The organism is Streptomyces sp. NPDC033845, assembly GCF_055576225.1.
In genome coordinates this window covers 212,217-233,087 of the sequence record NZ_JBVIRI010000002.1, presented here as the reverse complement: position 1 = coordinate 233,087, position 20,871 = coordinate 212,217, and the positions used below count along the sequence as shown (strand labels likewise).

Genomic DNA, 20,871 nt, shown 5'->3' with positions numbered 1-20,871 from the left:
AGGGCGCATCACAAGAGACCATGCCGAACACATGAGCGGAACCTGGAAGTCCGCTGTACGGACGCTGCATCGCCGGCTCATAGCGTGGGCCGTGCCGTTGGGGATCCCGCAGCAGACCACCGTGGGACACCCCGAGCGACAAGACCAGACATGCGTCGAACTTCCGAGTGGGGGGAACCCGGTCCATGCGGTTCTTGCAGCGTGAACGTACCGTCGTCGAGGAATTGCTGCCCGGCCTGGACCAGGAGCTGGCCTCGGTGGCCCTGGCCGATCTGGAGGCCTCCGGCGGCCTCGGGGTCAAGCTGTTCCGCGGAGCGGGCGGCCCCGGCCTGCTCGTCCCCGCCGAGCACGGCGGCCTCGGCGCCGACCTGCTGACCGCCCTGCGGGTGCAGCGGGCCCTCGGCTCCCGGTCCCCTTCGCTGGCCGTGGCCACCACCATGCACCACTTCTCCGTGGCCTCCCTGGTGGAGACCGCCGCCACCAGCAGCGGCATGGAATGGCTGCTGCTCGCCGCCATCGCCAAGGACAACCTGCTGCTCGCCTCCGGCTTCGCCGAGGGCCGCACCGGCCAGGGCATCCTCAACCCGGCCCTGACCGCCCGCACCGAGGGCGACAAGGTGTTCCTGAGCGGCTCGAAGAAGCCGTGCAGCCTGGCCCACTCCATGGACCTGCTGACCGCCTCGCTGCCGCTGCCCGGCCCCGACGGGGTGGACCAGCTGGCCTTCGCCCTGGTCCCCGCCGACGCCCCCGGGGTTTCGGTCCGGCCGTTCTGGGGGAGCCCGGTGCTGGCCGGCGCGGAGAGCGAAGAGGTCGTCCTCAACGACGTCGAGGTCCCGGCCGAGCTGCTGGTGCGCACCGACGTCACCGCCGACGGCCGTCTCGACCAGCTGCAGACCGTCGGCTTCGTCTGGTTCGAGGCCCTGATGACCGCCAGCTACCTGGGGGCCGCCTCCGGGCTGGTCGAGCGGGTCCTCGCCAACCCGCGCACCGAGGCCCAGGTCTCCGCCCAGGCGGTCACCCTCGTCGAGTCCGCGGCCCTGGCCCTGGAGGGGCTGGCCGCCGAGGTGTCCACCCGCGGGGTCACCGAGGACACCCTGTCCCGGTCCCTGCTCTGCCGCTACTCCGCGCAGGACGCCATCGCCCGGGTCCTGGACCTGTGCGTGGAGGCCCTGGGCGGCATGGCCTTCATCGGTTCCGGCGAGGTCGGCTACCTCAACTCCGCCTGCCGCGCCCTGGCGTTCCACCCGCCGTCGCGCTCCCGGATGGCCGCCCCGATCACCGAGTTCTACTCCGGGCACTCCCCCCTGCGCATTCCCTAGGGGAGGCGGCCCGGTCCCCCGGCTTCGACTCCTGTACGTCCGCTGACCTGTCCGTGAGGTGCTCGATCGTGCCCAGCCATCCCACCGTCCTCATCACCGGTGCGTCCGGGGTCGTCGGCAGCGCGCTGCTTCCCAGGCTCGCCGACTCCCACACCATCGCCCTGATCCACCGCAACCCGGTCGCCGGTGCCGACGAGCAGCTGACCGGGGACCTGACCGCTCCCCGGCTCGGCCTGGACGCGGACGACTACCGGCGGCTCGCCGCCCGGGTCGACGTGATCGTCCACTGCGCCGCCGTCACCGGCTTCTCCAGCGGCCCCGAGGCCACCCACGCCCTCAACGAGGCCGGCACCCGCCAGATGACGCGGCTGGCGGAGGACGCGGACGCGGTGCTCCACCACGTGTCCACGGCCTTCGTGGACCGCACCGACCTGACCCGGGCCCAGCTCGGTCAGGACCACGGGGACGCCACCGCCCGTCCGGAGGACTACCTGGACTCCAAGCGGGCCGGCGAGGAGGTCGTCCGCTCCTCCGGGGTCCCCTCGGTGATCATCCGCCCCTCGGTGGTGATCGGCGACTCGGTGACCGGCGCGATCTCCGCGTTCCAGGGCATGCACGGGATCATCCACGGGCTGCTGCGCGGACTGCTCCCGCTGGTGCCGGTGCCCGCCGCCTCCCCCGTCGACTTCGTCCCGCAGGACCTGGTCGCCGAGACCATCGCCGGCCTGATCCGGCAGGGCCGGCGGGAGGGCGAGGTCTGGGTCACCGCCGGGGCCGCCGCGCCGAGCACCGAGCGGGTGCTGCAGATCGTCGGCGACACCGCGGACGACCTCGGACTGGCCCCGACCCGGCCCCGGATGGTCGGTCCGGAGATGGTGGACCGGCTGATCCGCCCGGTGTTCATCGCGAACCTGCACCCCAGGGCGCGCCGCCGGTTCGACGACATGCTCGCCATGACCGCGCTGTTCGCCCACGGCCATGTCTTCCCCTCCAGCCTGGGCCGGATCACCGGGATCCCCAAGGCCCCGGGCACCACGGACCTGGAGGCCGCGCTGCGGACCTCGGTGGCCTACATGGCCCGCGCCAAGGGCATGGTCCGCACGCGGCCGGAGCCGGTCTTCGCGGGCGAGCAGGTGCCGGCATGAGCGGGCGCCCTCCCCACCACGCGGCTCCGCACCCCTCGGCCGCCGAAGTCCTGGGCATCTACCGCAGCCACCTCAGCAAGGGGCGGGCCCGGCTGGCCTCGCTGACCGGCGCGGCCATGGAGGTCTCCTCCGAGGGCAGCCGGGTGTGGGACGCGGACGGCAAGGAGTACCTGGACTGCGGCGGGTACGGGGTGTTCATCCTCGGCCACCGCCACCCCCGGGTGGTGGAGGCCGTCATCGAGCAGATCCACCGGCACCCGATGGCCACCCGGCTGCTGCTGGAGCCGGTCGCCGCGAAGGCCGCGGCGGCGCTCGCCGCGGTCGCCCCGCCCGGTCTGGAGCGGGTCCACTTCGTCAACTCGGGGGCCGAGGCCACCGAGACGGCGATCAAGCTGGCCCGCGCGCACGGCCGGTCCCGGCTGATCTCCGCGGTCGGCGGCTACCACGGCAAGACCACCGGGGCGCTGGCGGTGACCGCCAAGCCGCTCTACCAGGACCCGTTCCGGCCGCTGCTGCCGGCCGAACACGTGCCCTACGGCGATGCCGACGCCATGAAGCGGGCCCTCGCCGAGGGCGAACCGGCCTGTGTGATCCTCGAACCCGTGCAGGGCGAGGGCGGCGCCGTCCTGCCCCCGCACGGCTATCTCACCCAGGTGCAGGAACTCTGCGCCGAGTACGGGGCGATGTTCGTCCTGGACGAGATCCAGACCGGTCTGGGCCGGCTGGGCAGCTGGTGGGGGGCCGACGCCGAGGGGCTGCGGCCGGACGTGCTGCTGGTGGGCAAGAACCTCAGCGGCGGGGTGATCCCGGTGGCCGCCGCGGTCGCCACCCCGGAGGCGTACGCCCCGTTCGACAAGGACCCGTTCCTGCACACCTCCACCTTCGCGGCCTCCCCGGTGGCGATGGCGGCGGCCGCCGCGGCGGTCACCGCGATCGCCGAGGAGGGCCTGGTGGAGCGGGCCCGCGAACTGGGCGGGGAACTGCTCGTCCGGCTCCGGTCGGCGCTGGCGCCGCTGCTCGGCGACACCGTGGTCGACATCCGCGGCCGCGGTCTGCTGATCGGCATCGAGATGCGCGACGAGGGGGCCGCCGGGGCCCTGGTGATGGACCTCATCGAGTCGGGGCTGCTCGTCAACCACTCCCTCAACTCCCAACGGGTGGTCCGGCTGACCCCGCCCGCGGTGCTCACCGCCGCCGATCTGGACCTGATCACCGACGTCTTCACCGCCGCGGCCGCCAGAACGGCCCGGTCCGACGCCTCCACGAAGGGGACACGCTGACATGCCCGAGGTGACTCTCGAAGCCCTGGTACCCGACACCACCGCACCCGAGGTCTTCGCCCGACTGCGGGACTTCGCCTCCTACCCGAAGTACACCGACGCGGTCCGCGAGGTGAACGTCACCGACACCGGCGGCGACACCCTGGACTCCGACTGGTCGGTGAACTTCCGCAACGGCATCCTGTGCTGGTCGGAGCGCGACCGGGTGGACGCCGAACGGCTGACCATCGACTTCGTCCAGACCGAGGGCGACTTCGACCGGTTCGACGGCGCCTGGACCGTGCACGGGCACGAGGACGGCACCGCCACCGTCCGGTTCCACGCCCGTTTCGACCTCGGGATGCCCAGCCTGTCCGCGATCATCGACCCGATCGCCTGCGAGGCCCTGGTGGAGGCGATCGGCCTGATCCTGCGGGGCCTGCTGGGCGAGCACATCACCCTGACCACCCCCGAGGCGGAGCCGGTCGGCGTCGCAGCGGACGCGCCGTGACCGGAGCGCTCCGCACGGCCACCGCCTACGCGCGGCCGGCCCCCGTCACCGGGCCCGCCGCCGCGCCCGGCCCGGTGACGGCCGGGGAGTTCAAGGACGTCCTCGCCCAACTCCCCTCCGGTGTCACCGTGCTGACCACCGTCGGGGCCGACGGCACCGGGCCGGCGGGCATGACGGCCAGCGCCGTCTGCTCGCTGTCCCTGGACCCGCCGCTGATCATGGCCTGCGCCGCCAACAGCAGCCGCACCCTGGCCCGTATCCGCTCCACCGGGGTGCTGGCCGTGAACGTGCTGCGCGAGGACCAGGCCCATCTCGCCCGGCGGTTCGCCGACCCGGACCTCGACCAGCCGGCCCGGTTCGACGCCAGCCCGCACCGCCTGGTGGACGGTCTGCCCGTCCTCGACGAGGCGCTGGCCTGGCTGACCTGCACCGTCCAGGCCGCCTACCCCGGCGGGGACCACACGATCCTCACCGCCGAGGTCCGCCGGCTCGGCCTGGGCGGCGGTCACCCGCTGCTCTGGCACAACCGCACCTTCCGCATCCTCGCCTGACCCCGCCGCCCCGAGCGGACCGCGACTCTTCTGGAGGCTTCCCCAGTGCCCAGGGACATCAACAACAAGATCGTTGCCATCACCGGCGGCAGCCGAGGCATCGGCCGCGCCACCGCCGAGCAGTTCATCGCCGCGGGGGCCAAGGTCGCCATCGGCGCCCGCAACCACGACCTCGCGGCCAAGGTGGCCGCCGACATCGGCGCCACCGCCTACCCGCTGGACGTCACCGACCCGGCCAGCGTCCAGGCCTTCTGGAACGCGGTCGAGGCCGACCTCGGGGCGATCGACATCTTCGTCAACAACGCCGGCGAGATGATCGTCGGACCCTTCGAGAAGGAGTCCGCCGAGGACACCGCCCACCAGCTGGGCGTCAACCTGCTGGGCACCCTCAACGGCATGAAGACGGCCATCGGCCCGATGCGCCGCCGCGGCCACGGCCACATCATCAACATGGTGTCGGCGGTCGGCATGATCGGCCTGCCCGGCTGCGCCACCTACTCCGCCGCCAAGCACGGGGTCGTCGGCCTCTCCGAGGGCGTCCGCGCCGAACTCCGCGGATCCGGCGTGGACCTGTCCATCATCCTGCCCATCCCCGCGCAGACCGAGCTGACCTCCGGGGTCGGCAAGGGCCGCTTCGTGCCCCTGCTCACCCCGGACGACATCGCCAAGTCCGTGCTGCGCACCGCCCGCAAGCCGGTCTACAACCGGTACGTGCCGGGCTGGACCAACCCCGTCACCCGGTCGCTGTTCCTGCTCCCCCAGCCCTGGCGGGACGCCATGGGCCGCTTCCTCAAGGCCGACCAGCTGCTGCGCACCACCGACTACCAGGCCCGGATCGCCTACGAGGCCCGGGTGAAGGTGCCGACCGCGGAAGGAGCCGGGGCGTGACCTCCGCGACACCCGCCCGCCCCAGCAGCTACAAGGGGGCCGCCCGCCGGGGCCGGGCCCCGGCCGTGGTGGGGGTCCGCTGGCTGGACCACCTGATCCATGTGCACCCGGTGACCACGGTGGCCATGTTCACCCCGGTGATCGCGGTCTGCGTCTGGTACTCGGTCGCCCGTGAGCACACCGGCGCCTGGGCCCTCCTGGGGTGGGCCGCGGCGGGCTATCTGACCTGGACGCTCTCGGAGTACTGGGGCCACCGGATCGTGCTGCACTACGAACCCGAGAAGGGTTTCGGGGCGCGCCTGCACTACGTGCTGCACGGCATCCACCACGACTACCCGACGGATCCGCGGCGCTCCATCCTCAGCCCGCTGCTCAGCATCCCGATGGTCGGCGGCACCCTCTACGCGGCCTCCGGGCTGGGTTCGCTGCCGCTGGTCTTCGGCGCCGGCTACACCTTCGGCTACCTCACGTACGACCTGTTCCACCTGTACCTGCACCTCGCCACCCCGAAGAACCGGCTCCTGCGGCACCTGCGGTCGCTGCACATGCGCCACCACTTCAAGGACGACACCAAGGGCTTCGGCATCTCGGCCCCCTACTGGGACGAGCTGTTCGGAACCTCCATCGCCCGGCAGTCCCGGTCCGGCGACCAGGTCGCCTGACCACCCCCGCCGGTTCAGGTATCCGGCTCCTGACCGGCGCGGGCACCCGTGCGGCGAATGACTCAACCCTCAAGTCGTCGACGCCCCCGTGCGGGTGCCCGCGCCCCAGTTCGCGCCACAGCTCACCCGGCAGACCCGCCTGTCCCAAGGACCGGGTGCCGGAGCCGAACGCCACCCGCGAGGAACCCATGAACTCCGAAACGCTCCTGGCTCGCATCTACACCCTCGACACCGACTCCGACGATCCCGAGCTGTCGGGTTCCGGGCCCGCGCCGGCGGTCCCGTCGCACCCCGCCGAAGCAGACCGGGACGAAGCGGAGGAGTTCATACGCCTGCACCACGAGGAACACCCCGACCAGGCCGTCTCGCTGGCCGAACGCCTGGAGCAGGTCCGCACCGAGATCGACCTGCGCGGCACCTACACCCACACCGAGGACGAGCTCACCTTCGGAGCCAGGGTCGCCTGGCGCAACTCCAGCCGCTGCATCGGACGGCTCTACTGGAAGAGCCTGCGGGTGCTGGACCGCCGGCGCTCCGACACCCCCGAGCAGATCCACGAGGACCTGTGCGAGCACCTCCGGCACGCCACCAACGGCGGCCGGATCCGCCCCACCATCTCCGTGTTCGCCCCGGACACGCCCGAGGGCCGGGCCCCCCGGGTGTGGAACGACCAGCTCATCCGCTACGCCGGCCACCGGCAGGAGGACGGCTCGATCCTCGGCGACCCCACCTACGCGGAGTTCACCGAGAGCGTCCGACGGCTGGGCTGGCAGGCCCCCGGCGGCGCCTGGGACGTGCTGCCCTGGGTCATCGACGCCGACGAGGACAAGCCGCAGCTGTTCGACGTGCCCCCGGACCTGGTCATGGAGGTGCACCTGAGCCATCCCGACCGGCCCGAGTTCGCCGAGCTGGGCCTGCGCTGGCACGCCGTCCCGGCGATCTCCAACATGCGGCTGCGGATCGGCGGCGTGGACTACCCCCTCGCGCCGTTCAACGGCTGGTACATGGGCACCGAGATCGGCGCCCGCAACCTGGTCGACACCGACCGCTACGACCTGCTGCCCACCATCGCCACCCGTCTCGGCCTGGACACCTCCAACGAGGCGACCCTGTGGCGGGACCGGGCCCTGGTCGAGCTGAACGTGGCCGTACTGCACTCCTTCAACGAGGCCGGGGTGAAGATCAGCGACCACCACACCGAGTCCCGGCACTTCCTCACCCATCTGGAGAAGGAGGAGCGCCAGGGCCGCACCGTGTCCGCCGACTGGAGCTGGATCGTGCCCCCGGTCTCCGGCGGCATCACCCCGGTGTTCCACCGCTACTACGACGAGGCCGAGCAGCGGCCCAACTTCCACCTCGACGACGAGGCCCGGACCCGCGGCCGGGGCGGCTGCCCCTTCGGCCACGGCTGAGCGGGCCGTGAGCGACTCCACCGGCCCGGCCGCCGGCCACGGCCGGCCGCCGGGCCCCGGGATCCTGGCCGAACTCGGACCGCTGCTCGCCTCCGCCGACGAGCGGCACCGGGGCGCCCTCTGGCGGCTGGCCGAACCCGGTCGCGGGCTGGACGCCAACCTGGTCCACCTGCCGGCCGGCCGCACCGTCGGTGACCATGTCGAGGACCTCGTGGACGTGCTGCTGGTGGTGGTGGCCGGGGACGGCACGCTCGGCTCCGGCCCCGGCCCGGCCGGCAGCCCGCTCACCCCGGGCGCCATCGTCTGGCTGCCGCGCGCCACCCGGCGTTCGGTCCGGGCCGGCGAGCGGGGACTGAGCTATCTGACCGTGCACCCGCGCCGTCCCGGCCTGGACATCGGCCGCCCGGCGGCCGCCCCGACCGCCGTGCCCGACACGGCGGTGGCACGGGTCCAGGCAGTCCGTACGGCCTAGGAGGCCCTGGCCCGGTGCGGCGGGCCGGGGTGACCGGGGTCCTCGGCCGGGTCCGACCAGTGGACCCCGCGCAGGAGTTCCGAGGGGGCCAGGCCGAACATCTCGTGGAAGACCCGGGTGAGGTGCGAGCTGTCGCAGAACCCGGCGCCGTACGCGGCCCGGGTCAGGGTCTCCCCGGCGCGGACCAGTTCGATGGCCCGGCGCAGCCTGGCCCACCGCAGATAGGTCGGGAAGGACATCCCGACCTCCTGGGCGAAGAGGTGCCCGAGCCTGCTGGGGGAGATCCTGGCGGCCGCCGCCACCTCCTCCAGCCGCACCGGGCCGCCGATCAGCAGCCTGGTGCGGGCGATGGCCGCGCGTACCGCCGGATGCGTCGCGGCGTGTGCGGGCCCGCCGGTCGCCGGGAGCCGGTCCGGTGGTGCGGGCCGCACCCAGTCGGCGAACCGGTCCCCGACGGACGGTCCGGCCCGGAGGGTCCGGCCGAGGGCCGAGTCGGTGTCGCAGTACACCAGGGTTCCCCGGGCGTCGAAGGCCCGGACGGTGTGCACCGCCCCGGCCGGGACCACCGCGGCACGGACGGGTCCGCCGTCCCCGTGTCCGTCGAACAGCTCGACCGTGCCGGAGCCGACCAGCACGATCTGGACGGCGGCGTGCGCGTGCGCGTGGGCCGTCCCGATCCTTCCCTCGAACCTGAGCAGTCCCGGTTCGAGGGTCACCTTGCCGTTCCACGGCTGGGCCACCGGCGACACCTGTCCTCACCGTCGAAGACGCCATCGACAGTGGGGTTATCCCCGGGCCCGGGGGCGTTCGAACGGCGGTTACCCGTCAGTCACCGGTCCGACCTGCTGGAGCCGGCAGCCCAGCACCGGCCGGACCCGCTCGGCGACCGAGGGGTGCAGCCGGGCGCCGCCGATCTGGACGAGCTTCAGGCTGGACAGGTCGGCCAGGTTCCGCTCGGCCGCCTCCAGCCACAGCTGGGCGACGCTCGGCACCAGGGAGGTGAAGGTGACCCGCTCCCGCTCGATGGTCTCGAAGCAGGCGTCCGCGACGGACTCCTCGGCGAGCACCACGGTGCCCCCGGCCCGCAGGGTCCCCACCACCTCGGGGCACCCCCGGGTGGAGATGAACTCGGCGGGGAGCACGGCCAGATAGACGTCCTCGTGGTCCAGCCGCAGCAGTTCGGCGGCGGCCCTGGTCTGGTAGGCGTAGTCCTCGTGGGTCCTGGGGACCAGGGTCGGCGACGAACTGCCTCCGGAGAGAAGGAAGAAGGCGATGTCGGACGGATCGGGGGCGGGCAGCGGCAGCGGCTCGGCGTCCACCTCGTCCAGCGCGACGAAGCTCCCGGCGGGGGCTCCGGGCGGCGCCGGATCCATCCGGTCGGCCCGGTCCGCCGGATCTGCCGGGCCCAGGACGAAGGCCTTCCGCAGGGTCCCGGACTCCCCCATCAGGGCGAGGGCCGACACCCGGTGGTCGAAGCCCCGGTGGACGCCCGGCACCACATGGGCGACGGCCCCGGAGAGGGCGCAGAGCCGGCGGAGTTCCTCGCCGCGGTGCGAGACCAGGGCGAACACCGGCTGGGCGCCCGTCCGGAACAGGGCGAAGCAGACGATGACGAACTCCGGGACGTTGGGCAGCTGGACGAGGACCCGGTCGCCCGCGGTGATGCCCTGCCGTACGAAGCCGGCGGCCATCCGGGCCACCCGGCGCTCCAGTTCGGCATAGCTGAGCCGGCGGGCGCCCTGGACCAGGGCGCTGCGCTCGCCGTGCTCCGCGGCGGCGGTGGAGAGCAGGTCGGACAGGTTCTCCCCGGCCTCCCCCGCCCGGTGGCCCGCCAGGAACTGCTGCGTACACCCGTCGAACACGTGCGTCCTCCTCCTCGTCAGCGGACCGCGCTGATCAGCCACAGGTTGCCCCCTCCCCCGGCTCCCGAACCGGGCAGGCCGGGAACCTGCCGTCCGCTGCGGGCGGCCAGCTCGGCGGGATCGGTCAGGCCGAAGTCCCAGCCGTACGGGACGAGCCAGCCGTCCGGGGCGTCCAGCGAGCTCAGGGCCGCGCCCGCCCCGGACATCGCCCCGGTGAACCGTCCGTCGAAGTGGTCCGCGACCAGCCTGCTGCCCTCGGCGGACATGGCGGTGATCCCGGTCAGCAGCCGGTCGTTCTCCGCGCGGCTCAGATAGGGCAGCAGTTCCTCGACCCCCCAGACGGTGGGCCGCCACGGGTTGAACCCGGCGGCCCGCAGCGCCCCGGGCCAGTCGCCCCGCAGGTCCGCGCCGACCTCCACCCGGGCGCAGCGCGGCCGCTGGCCGGCCCGGGTCACGATGCCGTGCTTGAAGCGCAGCACGTCGGTGCGGTCGAGTTCGTACACCTCGGTGCCCTCCTCCCAGTCGAGGCGGAAGGCCCGGGAGTCCAGTCCGGCGCCCAGCAGGACGACCTGGCGGATGCCGGCGGAGGCGGTGAGCAGTTCCTCGTCGAAGAACCGGGTGCGCAGGGCGACCAGGTCCCGGAGGTAGGGGCTGTCCGCCCGGCATCCCCACTCGGGGGGTGCGCCGCCGGGGCGGTGCCGTCCGGGGCGGGCGGGGCGGGCGGGGGCGGTGGTCTCGGTGAGGATCTGGGCGAGCCGGTCCTCGAAGAGCCGGTCGGGGCGGTGGTTCTCGGCTCCGCGTTCCCTGGCCGTGCACAGCGCCGTGAGTCCCACCCCGGCGGGCAGGCCCGGCAGCGGGGCCTCCCGGCCGCTCGCCAAGTGCGCCGTGTCCACAAGCTGGTCCTTTCTGGCGGGAGGGGGAGCTCAGACCCTGGTCAGGGGCTGCGGGGTGCGGGGGCGGCCGGGGCCCCGGCCCCCGTCGGTGCCGCTGAGCCGGCGGAGTTCGGTGAGGGTGCGGGCGAGTGAGCGGGCGGTGGCGTCGTAGCCGTCGGCGTCGGCCTGGCGGAAGGCGGCGGCCAGGCCGTGCTTCTCGGTCTCGAACCAGAACAGGGCGCTGCCGGTGCCGGTCCGGCGTCCGTCGGCGAGGGCCCGGACGGCGGCGCGGGCCTGGCGGAGCCAGGCGCTCAGGGCCCGGTCGACGGCCTGGCGGCGTTCGGCGGTGTCGCTCTCGGTCTGGGCGCACTCGTAGCCGAACCAGCGGATCACGGGGGGTATCCGGTAGCGGAGCCGGCCGCCGGGGTCGGGTTCGGCGACTTCCAGCAGCCGGGCGTCGATGAGGGTTTCGAGGAGGTCCTCGGCGGTGGACTCGTCGGTCTCCAGGACGGCGGCCGCCAGCCAGGCCGGGGTCTCGGCGGTGTGCAGCAGGGACAGCCGGCACAGGGCGGTCCGGGCCTCGGCGGACAGGCTGCGGTAGCCGGGGCTCAGCGCGGCGCGGACGTCGATGTCGGCGAGCCGGAGTTCGTCGAGCGGGCGGCGGGTGGTGTCGGCGAGCCTGCGGTCGAGTTCGGCGAGGGTCCAGTGGGGTTTGGCGGCCAGCCGGCCGGCCAGCACCCGGACGGCGAGCGGGAGGCGTCCGCAGCGGTCGACCAGGGTGGCGGCCGTCCGGGGTTCCGCGAGGACGCGTTCGGGTCCGGCGACCCGGCGGAGCAGGGCGAGGGCCTCGGTCTGGTCGAAGGCGTCCAGTTCCAGGGAGCGGGCGCCTTCCAGGGCGGTGAACCGGGAGCGGGTGGTGACGACGGCGCGGCTGCCGGCGGCTCCCGGCAGCAGGGGGCGCACCTGCTGTTCGTGGTGGGCGCCGTCGAGGAGGACCAGGATGCGGCGTTCGGCGAGCAGGCTGCGGTAGAGCTGGGTGCGGGCCTCGACCGTGTCGGGGAGCGGGCTGCCGGGCTCGCAGAGCGCCTGGAGGAAGAGGCCGAGCACCTCGTGGGGTTCGCGGGGGGTCTCCTGGGGGCCGCCGAGGTCGGCGTGCAGCTGGCCGTCGGGGAAGGCGTCCCGGCAGAGCCGGCCTGCTTCGACGGCGAGGGCGCTCTTGCCCGCTCCGGCCGGGCCGGTGACCACGACGGGTGCGGCTCCGGCGCGGTCCCCGCAGAGCAGGTCGGAGAGTTCGCGCAGCGGGGTCCGGCGTCCGGTGAAGTCGGCGAGGGCGGGCGGGAGCATGGCGGGGCGGGGCCGGTGCCGGGAGCGGACGCGCCGGGGCGGGGCGGCGGGGGCGATCATCCGGGGGTCCCCGGTGAGGATGGACTGGAAGACCTCGGTGAGGGCGGAGCTGGGGTCGATGCCGAGTTCCTCGGCGAGGACCTGTCGGCCGCGCTGGTACTGGGCCAGGGCGTCGGCTTGCCGGCCGACCCGGTAGAGGCTGGTCATCAGCTGGGCCCGGAGGCGTTCCCGGACGGGGTTGGCGTCGACCAGGGCGGTGAGTTCGGGGAGGATTTCGCGGTGCCGGCCGAGGGCCAGGTCGGCGGCGATCCGGCCTTCCAGGGCGGCGGTCCGGGCCTCTTCCAGCCGGGGGACCTCGACCCTGGCCAGGTGCGGGGTGACTCCGCCGAGGGCGGGGCCGGACCAGAGCCGGAGTGCGGCGGCGAGGTGTTCGGCGGCCACCGCGTGGCGGCGGGTCTTGAGGGCGTCGTAGCCGAGGCCGGCCAGCCGGTCGAACTCGGCGTGGTCGAGGGTGGCGTCGGTGAGGACGAGCCGGTATCCGGGCCGTTGGCGGTGGATCACGGCGGCGGGGTGGAGCATCTTCCGGAGCCGTGAGACATAGGTGTAGAGCTGCTGGTTGACCGTGGCCGGCTGTTTCGGGCCCCAGACGACCTCCCGGAGGTGGGCGTCGGATACGACCCGGTCGCCGGCCAGGAGGAGTGCGGCGAGTACGGTCCTGGGTTTCTCCGCCACCAGCGCGAGATCCCGTCCTGACTGGCGTGCTCCGACCGGTCCGAGAACCCGGAATTCCACTGGTACCCCCTTGTGTGTGCACGCTCCGGATCAGCCGGTCCCGGTGCGGGGTCGCGGTTTCCGGTGGACGCGGGCCACCCTCCCCCGTCCCGCACCGCACCATGTGCGCGAACCGGTCCGGTTCGCGGATGGCGGGTCCGATTTCGTGTGCCGCCTTTTTCGGTCGCCCCCGAATGACGCATCATCACGAGCCATGGGCGGAATCACGGCCCGATTTCGAACATTCCCACCGTGCCCCAGCCCGAATCCATGGACCCGTCGCGACGATACCAGCCGGAAATCGCCCGGCAACAGATCGTTTCCACACATGCCTCCATGCATTTCACATATTCGGAATGACTCGGTCGATATTCGAGCCGGTCCGCTCCAGCACGTGCGAACGCGACCTCGGGGAGGCCGCGTTCGCCTTGCCGGGTGGCCTGGGGGTCGCGTTCAGCGCTCGGCCTGTTCCAGGGTGGCGGGGGCGGGGGTGCGGGGCAGCACGGCGATGGCGATGAGCACCGCGCCGACGACGATCACTCCGCCGATGGTCATGCCGAGCGCGTATCCGTCGTTGAGGGCCTCCAGGGTCCCCTTGTCGCCGGTGCGTTCGTTGGCGACGGTGCCGAGGGCGGCGAGGCCGATGGCGGCGCCGATCTGGCGGGTGCTGTTGAGGAGGCCGGAGGCGGCGCCGGCCTCGTGGGCCTCGACGCCCGCAGTGGCCAGGGAGACCATCGGTGCCAGGCAGAGCCCGATGCCGACGCTGGCGACCAGGGAGGGGCCGAGGACGTCCACGGCGAAGGAGCCGTCGGCGCTGATCAGGCCGAACCAGGCGAAGCCGACGCCGGTGAGCAGCCCGCCGGCGAGCAGGATGAGCCGGGGGGCCACCTTGTAGCCGAGCTTGATGGCGATGACCGAGCCGGCGACCACGCCGAGGGCGAAGGGCAGGAACTCGACTCCGGAGCGGGCCGGGCTGGCGCCGAGCACCCGCTGGAGGTAGAGGGAGACGAAGTAGAAGGCGGAGGCCATGGCGCCGCCGAGCAGCAGGATGAAGACGTTGGCGCCGACCACCGAGCGGTTGGTGAACAGGCCGAGCCGGATCAGCGGGTCGCGCGAGGTGGTCTTCTCGACCAGGACGAACGCGGCGAGCAGCAGGGCGGAGGCGGCCAGGGTGGTGAGGGTCTCGGTGGAGCCCCAGGAGTGCTGGTCGGTGCGGACCACGCCGAAGACGAGCAGGCTCATGCCGGCGGTGGCGAGGATGGCGCCGAGGACGTCGGGACGGCCGCGGCGGGCGATCGGCCCGTCGGCGGCGACTCCGCGCCAGGCCAGGGCCAGCGCGACGGCGGCCATCGGGACATTGACGAACATGACCCATTCCCAGCCCGCGTAGTCGGTGAGCAGACCGCCGATGAGGACGCCGAAGGCGCCGCCGGCGGCGTTCATCGCGCTCCACACGCCGAAGGCCTTCACCCGCTGCTTGCCGGACGGGAAGGTCGCGGTGAGCAGGGCCAGCGCGGCCGGGGCGAGGGCCGCGGCGCCGACGCCCTGGACGGCGCGGGCGGCCACCAGGTGGCCCGGCTCGGTGGCGAACCCGCCGACCAGGGAGGCGAGTCCGAAGACCGGGAGGCCGATCATCATGAGCCGCTTGTGCCCGAAGAGGTCGGCGACCTTGCCGCCCAGCAGGAGCAGGCCGCCGAAGGTGAGGGCGTAGGCGTGGATGACCCAGGTCAGGCCCACTTCGCTGAAGCCGAGGCTGGACCCGATCTCGGGAAGTCCGACGTTCACGACCGACAGGTCCAGGGACACCATGAACTGCACGACGGCCACGGCGGCGAGGGTCAGGCCCGCCTTCGCGCCTTGATCGACGACTGACGTCTCGTTCGTTAATTCCGTGTTTGTCACAGCAACCCAGTCCTCTGCGTTCTATCGTGTCAGCGAGTTTCCGAACTCGTTCTGAAATTAACACCAGGACTGGCTCGCTGTCGAGCGGAGCAGTCGAAGCCACCGGGTTCGGGTGGTGCATGATGGGGCGATGTCTCCCAACGCAGCACCGCACGGCCGTGTCGGCCGACCGCCCGTGACCTCCCGTACGCAGATCCTGGCCGCGGCCCGCCGGCTCATCGACCGGGACGGCTGGGACAAGCTGACGATCCGTCGGCTGGCCGCCGAGATCGGGATCGGGGCGACGACCCTCTACCACCATGTGCGCGACAAAGAGGACTTGCTGCTCCTGCTGATCCACGAGTACGCCGACCAGATCCCGCACCCCGAACTGCCCGCCGAACCGCGGGAACGCGTCATCGCGGCCGCGACCGCGATGCACGATTCGCTGGCGGCCTGGCCGTGGGCCGCGGAGGTGCTCACCACCGACGGGTTCATCTTCCGACTCGGCGGCTCCGCACTGTGGTTGGTCGAGGCGATCCTGGCCGGGGCGGTGGAGTGCGGCTGTACGCCCGAGCAGTCCGTCTACGTGTTCCGCAGCATCTGGTACTACACGGTCGGCGAGATCCTGGTCCGCGCGCACTCCGCCCGCGCGCAGGCCGGCGACAAGCTGCCCGCCCCGCGCGACCTCAGCAGCCTGGCCACCATCCAGCTCCCGCACCTGGCGGCGCTCAACGACCGCTGGATCGAACTGGCCACGGACGACACCTATCCGCGGGCCCTGCGCGCCTTCGTCGACGGCCTGCTCGCCCAGTCCCTGGCCACGAACACCCCCGCCCCGCGCTGACCGTCCCGCCCGCCCCGCCCGCCCCCGGGCACCCCACATCCGGTCGGGACCGGTTCGAACCCGTTGCTGCGGCGGCTGGACCCCGCGCACGGGGACCGCTTGAGGCCCCTGCCCTGCGAACCGGTGCGGGCCACCACCCGGATGTCCGAGGCCGACGACTGCCGGGCGCCCCTGCGGGGCCTGCCCCCCGCTCCCGGTGGCGCCCTGGCCGGACCCGTCCCCCACCGACGGCCCCACCGACGGCCCCGACGGACGCGCCGGCCCGCACGGGATGGCGCGGGCCGGGCGGCGGCCGGGCGTGGGCATGGGTGTGCGCCCGCGGGGGTTCGGGCCCCCGCGGGCGCGTCCGCTCCCGGTGTCAGGTCAGGAGGGGAGCCAGCCCTCGACGAACATCTCCCGGGCCTTGGCCCGCTGGAGCTTTCCGCTGGTCGTCTTGGGAATGCTGCGCTTGGGCACCAGATGGACCGCGGCGGCCCGGACACCCGTCCGGGAGGCGACGGCGGCCACCACGGCCCGGCGGAGCGCCTCGTGCCGCTCCTCCTCCAGCTCGGTCTCCACGATCAGGTGGAGCTCCTCCGAGTCGCTCCGCTCGTCCCGGTAGCCGACCGCGATCACGGCACCCAGCCGCACGCCCGGCACCGTCTCCGCGGCCTGCTCGAAGTCCGAGGGGATGTGGTTGGCCCCCCGGATGATGATCAGGTCCTTGGCCCGGCTGGTGATCCGCAGCCGGCCGTCCCGCAGATAGCCCACGTCCCCGGTCTTCCACCAGTCAGGGTCGGCGATCGCCTCGGCGGTGGCCTCCGGCAGGTTGAAGTACCCGGTGGTGCGCGAGGGGCTGCGGAACTGGACGTGCCCGATGCCGTTCTCCGCCAGCGGCCGGCCCGCCTCGTCCACGATCCGGATCTCGGTCCCGGTCAGCGGCTCGCCGCAGTCCACGATGTGCAGCGCGTCCGTGCTCGCCGGGTCCACGTCCACCGCCCGGGCCTCGTTGACGGCGGCCCGCCGGTCGATGGAGTCGAAGGCGAACCGGGCCTCCGGCCGCGTGTAGGTGAGCGCCAGGGTGGCCTCCGCCATGCCGTAGCCGGCGGTGAAGGCCTCGGCCGACAGCCCCCAGCGGGCGAAGCGGTCGATGAAGTACCGGGCGGTGAGCGGCTGGATGGGTTCCGCGCCGCAGATCGCCACCCGCCAGCAGGACAGGTCCACGCCCTCCAGGTCCTCGTCGCGGACCCGGGCGGCGACATAGCCGTACGCGAAGTTCGGCCCGGCCGCGTAGGCCCCGCGGTAGTGGCTGATCAGCCGCAGCCACTCGGCCGGGGCGCGCAGGAAGCGGGTGGTGGGCATCAGCACCGTGCTGGCCCCGGAGAACACCGGGACCAGCAGGCCGGTGATCAGTCCCATGTCGTGGTAGAGCGGCGCCCAGCTGACGGTGGTGTCCTCGCGGGTGCCCGCGAGCGCCCGGGCCACCTGCTCGCAGTTCGCGGCCAGGGCGGCGTGCGAGATCATCACGCCCTTGGGGGTGCCGGTGGAGCCGGAGGTGCACTGGATCAGCGCCAGCTCCTCCCCGTCCGGCAGCCGCACCGGGTGCCGGGGCGCGCCGGCGGTGGTGGAGAGCGCGTACAGGCCGGCGCCGTCGAGCAGCCGGGTCTCGCCGAGGTGCGGCAGGTCCTTGATCACCGCGGCCGTGGTGATGATCGCGGCGGGCCGCAGGTATCCCACGAGCTCCTTCAGCTGGCTCTCGAAGCCGGCCGCGCCGCCGAAGCTGATGGGGAGTGAGATCGCCGTCGGCATGGCGCCCAGCAACTGGCTGCCGAAGAAGGAGGTGATGAACTCGGCGCCGGTCGGCAGGCACAGGAGCACCCGGTCGCCGTGGCCGACGCCCTGTTCGGCGAGGGCCGCGGCGCAGGCCGAGGAGGCGTCGAGGAGCTCGTCGTAGCGGAGTCTCTCCTCCTGTCCCGGTTCCGGTATCAGGGTCACCGACGAGGCGTCGGGGCCCCGTTCGGCCTCGGCCACCAGGGCGTGCAGGATGCTCGGGTGTCGGGGGCTGAGGGTGCTCATCCGGTGTTCTCCTCAAGGGCGCTGCTGAGATCGACGGTCCACGGCTGGACCGAGACGTCGGCGGAGACGATGCGGGCGGGAAGCAGCCCGTGCCGTGCGGCCAGGTCCCTGGCGGCCAGCACTCCGGCCGAGGACAGACCGCCGTAGGACGGGCTCGGGGTCGTGGGCTCCAGACCGAGCAGGATGGTCTCCGCCAGGCAGGAGTAGAGGATTCCGGGCGGCAGGGTGATGCCCGGGAACCTGGGCATCTGCCCGCCGGGGAGCTGGATCCGGCCGCCGGACACCAGGTCGACGTTGGACAGGGCCGCCACCGCCGGGTGGACGTCGCCGGGGACGGCGAGGTCGCAGACCAGGACCTTGCGGTCCTCGGCGAGGTGGTGCGGCAGGACCACCGGGTCCGCCGAGTTGGTGGCGCTGACCACGATGGGGCAGTCCCGGAGGGCGCTGAGGTCCTCGGCGACGGACACCTCGGTCAGCGGGGCGATCCGGGCGGCCACCGCCTCCAGCCGGCGGGCGGAGCCGGGCCGGCCGACCAGGACCAGCGAGTCGCAGTGCGGGGCGATGAGTTCGGCCATCACGGCGCCGATGTTGCCGATCGCGCCGACGATCCCGACCCGGCGCTCCCCGGGCCCGGACTGGGCCAGTTGGAGCTGCACCAGGTCGTAGGCGCAGGCGGCGGTCAGCGAGTTGCCGGAGGTGACCCGGACCTCGTCCTCGACCACGTCCCGGCCCGCGTTGGTGACGATCGAGGTGTGGCCGCCGAGGCCGACGACCTCGGCACCGAGCGAGACACCGAGCTCCACCGCGTCGAGCACGGTCCGGCTGAGCCAGCCCCGCCGGCCGGCCCGCAGGGCGGCGTTGGCCTGGGCCGCGGTGAACGGCGCGGCCACCATGACGACCTCCACCTCGCCCCGCACCTCGGACCTGATCCGGTGCCGGGCCACCTCGTACGGCCGGGACTCGCCCCACATCCGGTCGAGCGCGGCCTCGCACTGCTCGGGCGACCAGGAGGCCAGCTCCGGTGCCATCACCGGCAGTTTCCCGGGGACGTCCATATTGGCGAGGAAGGCCACCCGCGGTACGTCGCCGGGGGCGCTCCGGAGCCGTGCCGGGCGGTCCCGGCGGGGCAGCGGCACGTACTGCGGGGGCTGCCAGTCACCGGTGGCGGGGACCGTGAGGTGTTCGAGGAGGGTGGCGTAGCGGCCCTCGGAGAGCAGGGTGGCCACCTCGTCGAAGGCGGCGGCGATCCGCTCCACGTCGGCCGGCTCCAGCAGGGCCGAGGGCTGGACGCGGAGGGTGGTGGCCGCGGACAGGGTGGGGATGACCCGGACCCGGTGCTCGTGGAGCAGCCGGCCGGCCAGCAGGTAGCCGAGCGCCTCGGGGTCGAACAGCTCGCGCAGCATGGCGGATTCGGGCTTCGGCAGGGCGAACTCGACGCCCAGCAGCAGGCCCCGGCCGCGGACGGCGACGATGGCCCCGGGCCGGCGGGCGGCCACCTCCGCCAGCCGGTCCCGGAGCAGGGCGCCGGTCCCGGCGATGCGGTCCAGGCTGGCGAGGGCGAGGTCCACCGCGGCGGTGGCGATCCGGGCGGAGAACTCGTCGTCGGCGAAGGTGGAGGTGTGGTGCCGGCCGAAGTCGGCGACGTACCGCTTCTCGTCGACCAGCAGGGCGGAGACCTTGGCGAGTCCGCCGCCGAGGGACTTGGAGAACAGGTAGTAGTCGGCGGCCACGCCGGAGTCCTCGGAGGCGAGGAAGGTGCCGGTGCGGCCCATGCCGCACTGGATCTCGTCGAACACCAGGGCCGCGCCGTGCCGGTCGGCCAGCTCGCGCAGGGCGGCGAGGGTCTCGGCCGGGACCTCGTGGACCCCGGCCTCGCCCTGGATCGGCTCGGCGAAGCAGGCGGCCAGCGGCGAGAGATGGCGTTCGGTGGAGTGCGGCACTCCGGCGGCGTCGATCCGGATCGCGTGCAGGGCGACGCGCTCGTCGTCGAGTGCGGTCAGCACGGCCCCGGGGGTCCAGTCGTGCAGGCGGCGGTGGCGGGGGCCGGGCACCTTCAGGTCCTCGGGGGCGCTGCCGCCGTGGGTCAGGGTGCCGGCGCCGGCGGACTTGCCGTGGAAGGCGTTCCGCAGGGAGACGAAGAGCGGCTCCCGCCCGCGGACCGCGGCGATCCGCTCCAGGGCCTCGGTGAGCACCTCGGCGCAGGGGCGGCCCTCGGCGGGACCGCTCGCACAGCGGACCCCGGCCAGGCCGTCGCGCCGGACGCGCCGCAGGGCTACCTCGAACTCCTCCTCGGTCGCGGCGAGTCGGCGCCGGTGCTCGACGGTGGCGTGCTTGACCGCGCCTTCCACGGCGTCGGCGCCGGTACTGCCGAGGGTGACCACGTAGCTCGCACCGGTGGTGGCGCCGACGGTGTCGGAGAGCCGGCGGGCCAGTTCGGCCGCGCCGGGCCGGATGCTGGCCTGGGCGTTGAAGGGGACCTCTTCGTCGAAGGCGCGCCGGGCGACCGCGAGCAGCTCCGGGTGGTTGTGCCCGAAGAGCGAGGAGCCGGCGCCGCCGACCAGGTCGAGGATCCGCTCGCCGGTCGCGTCGTGGGTCAGGTGGTCGCCCCGGCCGGACCGGTAGACGGCGTCCAGGTTGAGGGTCCGGAAGATCCGGCCGACCTCCGGGCGGAGGTGGCGGGTGAATTCCTCCGCGGCGTTCACGCGGCACCGTCCGCGCGTGCGTGGCCGTGCTCGTGACCGTGGGCCTGGCCGACCTGGACGACCTGACCGACCTGACCGACCTGGCCGGTCAGCGACGCGGAGACCTGTTCCACGACCTCGCGCAGCGTCTGCATCGAGGCCGCCTGCTCGTCCGAGATGCGCACATCGAACCTGGACTCCATTTCGACGATCAGGTTGATGGAGCGGATGGAGTCGAGGCCGTAGTCCACGAGCGGGACGTCCGGATCGATTTCGGGTACCTGCAGTTCGTGACGGAAGAGCCCGTCGACGACGTCGAGAATGTCGCGGTTCATTGAT

Annotated in this window: 18 protein-coding genes; 10 read left to right on the top strand and 8 right to left on the bottom strand. The window is 73.4% G+C overall.

All coding sequences use genetic code 11. The features are described 5' to 3' along the window. The first annotated feature begins 185 nt into the window (after positions 1-185). The 9 genes from ACZ50K_RS05140 to ACZ50K_RS05100 all read left to right on the top strand — a co-directional run bounded on the left by ACZ50K_RS05140 (position 186) and on the right by ACZ50K_RS05100 (position 8,219). Positions 186-1,319: an acyl-CoA dehydrogenase family protein gene (locus tag ACZ50K_RS05140; protein WP_468897668.1), complete on the top strand. Its 1,134-nt coding sequence runs from the start codon at positions 186-188 to the stop codon at positions 1,317-1,319. A gap of 68 nt (positions 1,320-1,387) precedes the next feature. Continuing rightward, positions 1,388-2,464, top strand: a complete 1,077-nt coding sequence (locus ACZ50K_RS05135; RefSeq protein ID WP_468897665.1) for an SDR family oxidoreductase — start codon at positions 1,388-1,390, stop codon at positions 2,462-2,464. Beyond that, entirely contained in the window at positions 2,461-3,744 is a 1,284-nt protein-coding gene (locus ACZ50K_RS05130) for an aspartate aminotransferase family protein (RefSeq protein ID WP_468897663.1), read from the top strand. Before ACZ50K_RS05135 ends, ACZ50K_RS05130 begins: the two co-directional genes overlap by 4 nt. 1 nt (position 3,745) lies before the next feature. Then, the gene (locus tag ACZ50K_RS05125; RefSeq protein ID WP_468897661.1) at positions 3,746-4,234 is read left to right on the top strand and encodes a type II toxin-antitoxin system RatA family toxin; all 489 of its coding nucleotides are present in this window, start codon (positions 3,746-3,748) and stop codon (positions 4,232-4,234) included. Continuing rightward, positions 4,231-4,785: a flavin reductase family protein gene (locus tag ACZ50K_RS05120; protein WP_468897659.1), complete on the top strand. Its 555-nt coding sequence runs from the start codon at positions 4,231-4,233 to the stop codon at positions 4,783-4,785. The genes ACZ50K_RS05125 and ACZ50K_RS05120 overlap by 4 nt, the downstream gene beginning before the upstream one ends. Before the next feature lie 45 nt (positions 4,786-4,830). Further along, on the top strand, positions 4,831-5,673 hold the full coding sequence (locus tag ACZ50K_RS05115) for an SDR family oxidoreductase (RefSeq protein WP_468897657.1): 843 nt from the start codon (positions 4,831-4,833) through the stop codon (positions 5,671-5,673). After that, complete coding sequence (locus ACZ50K_RS05110; protein ID WP_468897654.1) at positions 5,670-6,335, top strand: sterol desaturase family protein; 666 nt, start codon at positions 5,670-5,672, stop codon at positions 6,333-6,335. Before ACZ50K_RS05115 ends, ACZ50K_RS05110 begins: the two co-directional genes overlap by 4 nt. Positions 6,336-6,523: 188 nt before the next feature. Further along, positions 6,524-7,747 carry a nitric oxide synthase oxygenase gene (locus tag ACZ50K_RS05105; RefSeq protein ID WP_468897652.1) on the top strand — a complete coding sequence of 408 codons (1,224 nt, stop codon included), beginning with the start codon at positions 6,524-6,526 and terminating at the stop codon, positions 7,745-7,747. 7 nt (positions 7,748-7,754) lie between these two features. Further along, entirely contained in the window at positions 7,755-8,219 is a 465-nt protein-coding gene (locus ACZ50K_RS05100) for a hypothetical protein (protein WP_468897650.1), read from the top strand. Here ACZ50K_RS05100 and ACZ50K_RS05095 read toward each other — a convergent pair. The 5 genes from ACZ50K_RS05095 to ACZ50K_RS05075 form a co-directional block, all read right to left on the bottom strand. Next, on the bottom strand, positions 8,216-8,959 hold the full coding sequence (locus tag ACZ50K_RS05095; protein ID WP_468897648.1) for a helix-turn-helix transcriptional regulator: 744 nt from the start codon (positions 8,957-8,959) through the stop codon (positions 8,216-8,218). The two genes, ACZ50K_RS05100 and ACZ50K_RS05095, sit on opposite strands and share 4 nt — an antisense overlap. A 78-nt stretch (positions 8,960-9,037) precedes the next feature. Continuing rightward, the gene (locus ACZ50K_RS05090; RefSeq protein WP_468897646.1) at positions 9,038-10,081 is read right to left on the bottom strand and encodes an AMP-binding protein; all 1,044 of its coding nucleotides are present in this window, start codon (positions 10,079-10,081) and stop codon (positions 9,038-9,040) included. A 17-nt stretch (positions 10,082-10,098) separates the two neighbouring features. Then, positions 10,099-10,974, bottom strand: a complete 876-nt coding sequence (locus tag ACZ50K_RS05085) for an SAM-dependent methyltransferase (protein ID WP_468897643.1) — start codon at positions 10,972-10,974, stop codon at positions 10,099-10,101. Between the two features lie 30 nt (positions 10,975-11,004). Further along, the gene (locus tag ACZ50K_RS05080) at positions 11,005-13,029 is read right to left on the bottom strand and encodes an AfsR/SARP family transcriptional regulator (protein ID WP_468897641.1); all 2,025 of its coding nucleotides are present in this window, start codon (positions 13,027-13,029) and stop codon (positions 11,005-11,007) included. 492 nt (positions 13,030-13,521) lie between these two features. Further along, entirely contained in the window at positions 13,522-14,895 is a 1,374-nt protein-coding gene (locus ACZ50K_RS05075) for an MFS transporter (RefSeq protein ID WP_468897639.1), read from the bottom strand. 205 nt (positions 14,896-15,100) lie between these two features. Here ACZ50K_RS05075 and ACZ50K_RS05070 point away from each other — a divergent pair, with 205 nt between their 5' ends. Next, positions 15,101-15,796 carry a TetR/AcrR family transcriptional regulator gene (locus tag ACZ50K_RS05070; RefSeq protein ID WP_468897636.1) on the top strand — a complete coding sequence of 232 codons (696 nt, stop codon included), beginning with the start codon at positions 15,101-15,103 and terminating at the stop codon, positions 15,794-15,796. 363 nt (positions 15,797-16,159) lie between these two features. On the opposite strand, the gene ACZ50K_RS05065 is transcribed toward ACZ50K_RS05070, so the two are convergent. The 3 genes from ACZ50K_RS05065 to ACZ50K_RS05055 are packed head-to-tail and all read right to left on the bottom strand — an operon-like array spanning position 16,160 to position 20,867. Further along, positions 16,160-17,851 carry a fatty acyl-AMP ligase gene (locus ACZ50K_RS05065; protein ID WP_468897634.1) on the bottom strand — a complete coding sequence of 564 codons (1,692 nt, stop codon included), beginning with the start codon at positions 17,849-17,851 and terminating at the stop codon, positions 16,160-16,162. Next, positions 17,848-20,553: an aminotransferase class III-fold pyridoxal phosphate-dependent enzyme gene (locus ACZ50K_RS05060; RefSeq protein ID WP_468897632.1), complete on the bottom strand. Its 2,706-nt coding sequence runs from the start codon at positions 20,551-20,553 to the stop codon at positions 17,848-17,850. Before ACZ50K_RS05060 ends, ACZ50K_RS05065 begins: the two co-directional genes overlap by 4 nt. Then, positions 20,550-20,867, bottom strand: a complete 318-nt coding sequence (locus ACZ50K_RS05055) for an acyl carrier protein (protein WP_468897630.1) — start codon at positions 20,865-20,867, stop codon at positions 20,550-20,552. The genes ACZ50K_RS05060 and ACZ50K_RS05055 overlap by 4 nt, the downstream gene beginning before the upstream one ends. Positions 20,868-20,871: the final 4 nt, after the last annotated feature.

Bases quoted from the DNA above. Each gene is read 5' to 3' on its own strand.
- ACZ50K_RS05140 (WP_468897668.1), top strand. From the start codon at position 186: ATGCGGTTCTTGCAGCGTGAACGTACCGTCGTCGAGGAATTGCTGCCC.
- ACZ50K_RS05130 (WP_468897663.1), top strand. From the start codon at position 2,461: ATGAGCGGGCGCCCTCCCCACCACGCGGCTCCGCACCCCTCGGCCGCC.
- ACZ50K_RS05125 (WP_468897661.1), top strand. From the start codon at position 3,746: ATGCCCGAGGTGACTCTCGAAGCCCTGGTACCCGACACCACCGCACCC.
- ACZ50K_RS05105 (WP_468897652.1), top strand. From the start codon at position 6,524: ATGAACTCCGAAACGCTCCTGGCTCGCATCTACACCCTCGACACCGAC.
- ACZ50K_RS05070 (WP_468897636.1), top strand. From the start codon at position 15,101: ATGTCTCCCAACGCAGCACCGCACGGCCGTGTCGGCCGACCGCCCGTG.
- ACZ50K_RS05065 (WP_468897634.1), bottom strand. From the start codon at position 17,851: ATGAGCACCCTCAGCCCCCGACACCCGAGCATCCTGCACGCCCTGGTG.
- ACZ50K_RS05055 (WP_468897630.1), bottom strand. From the start codon at position 20,867: ATGAACCGCGACATTCTCGACGTCGTCGACGGGCTCTTCCGTCACGAA.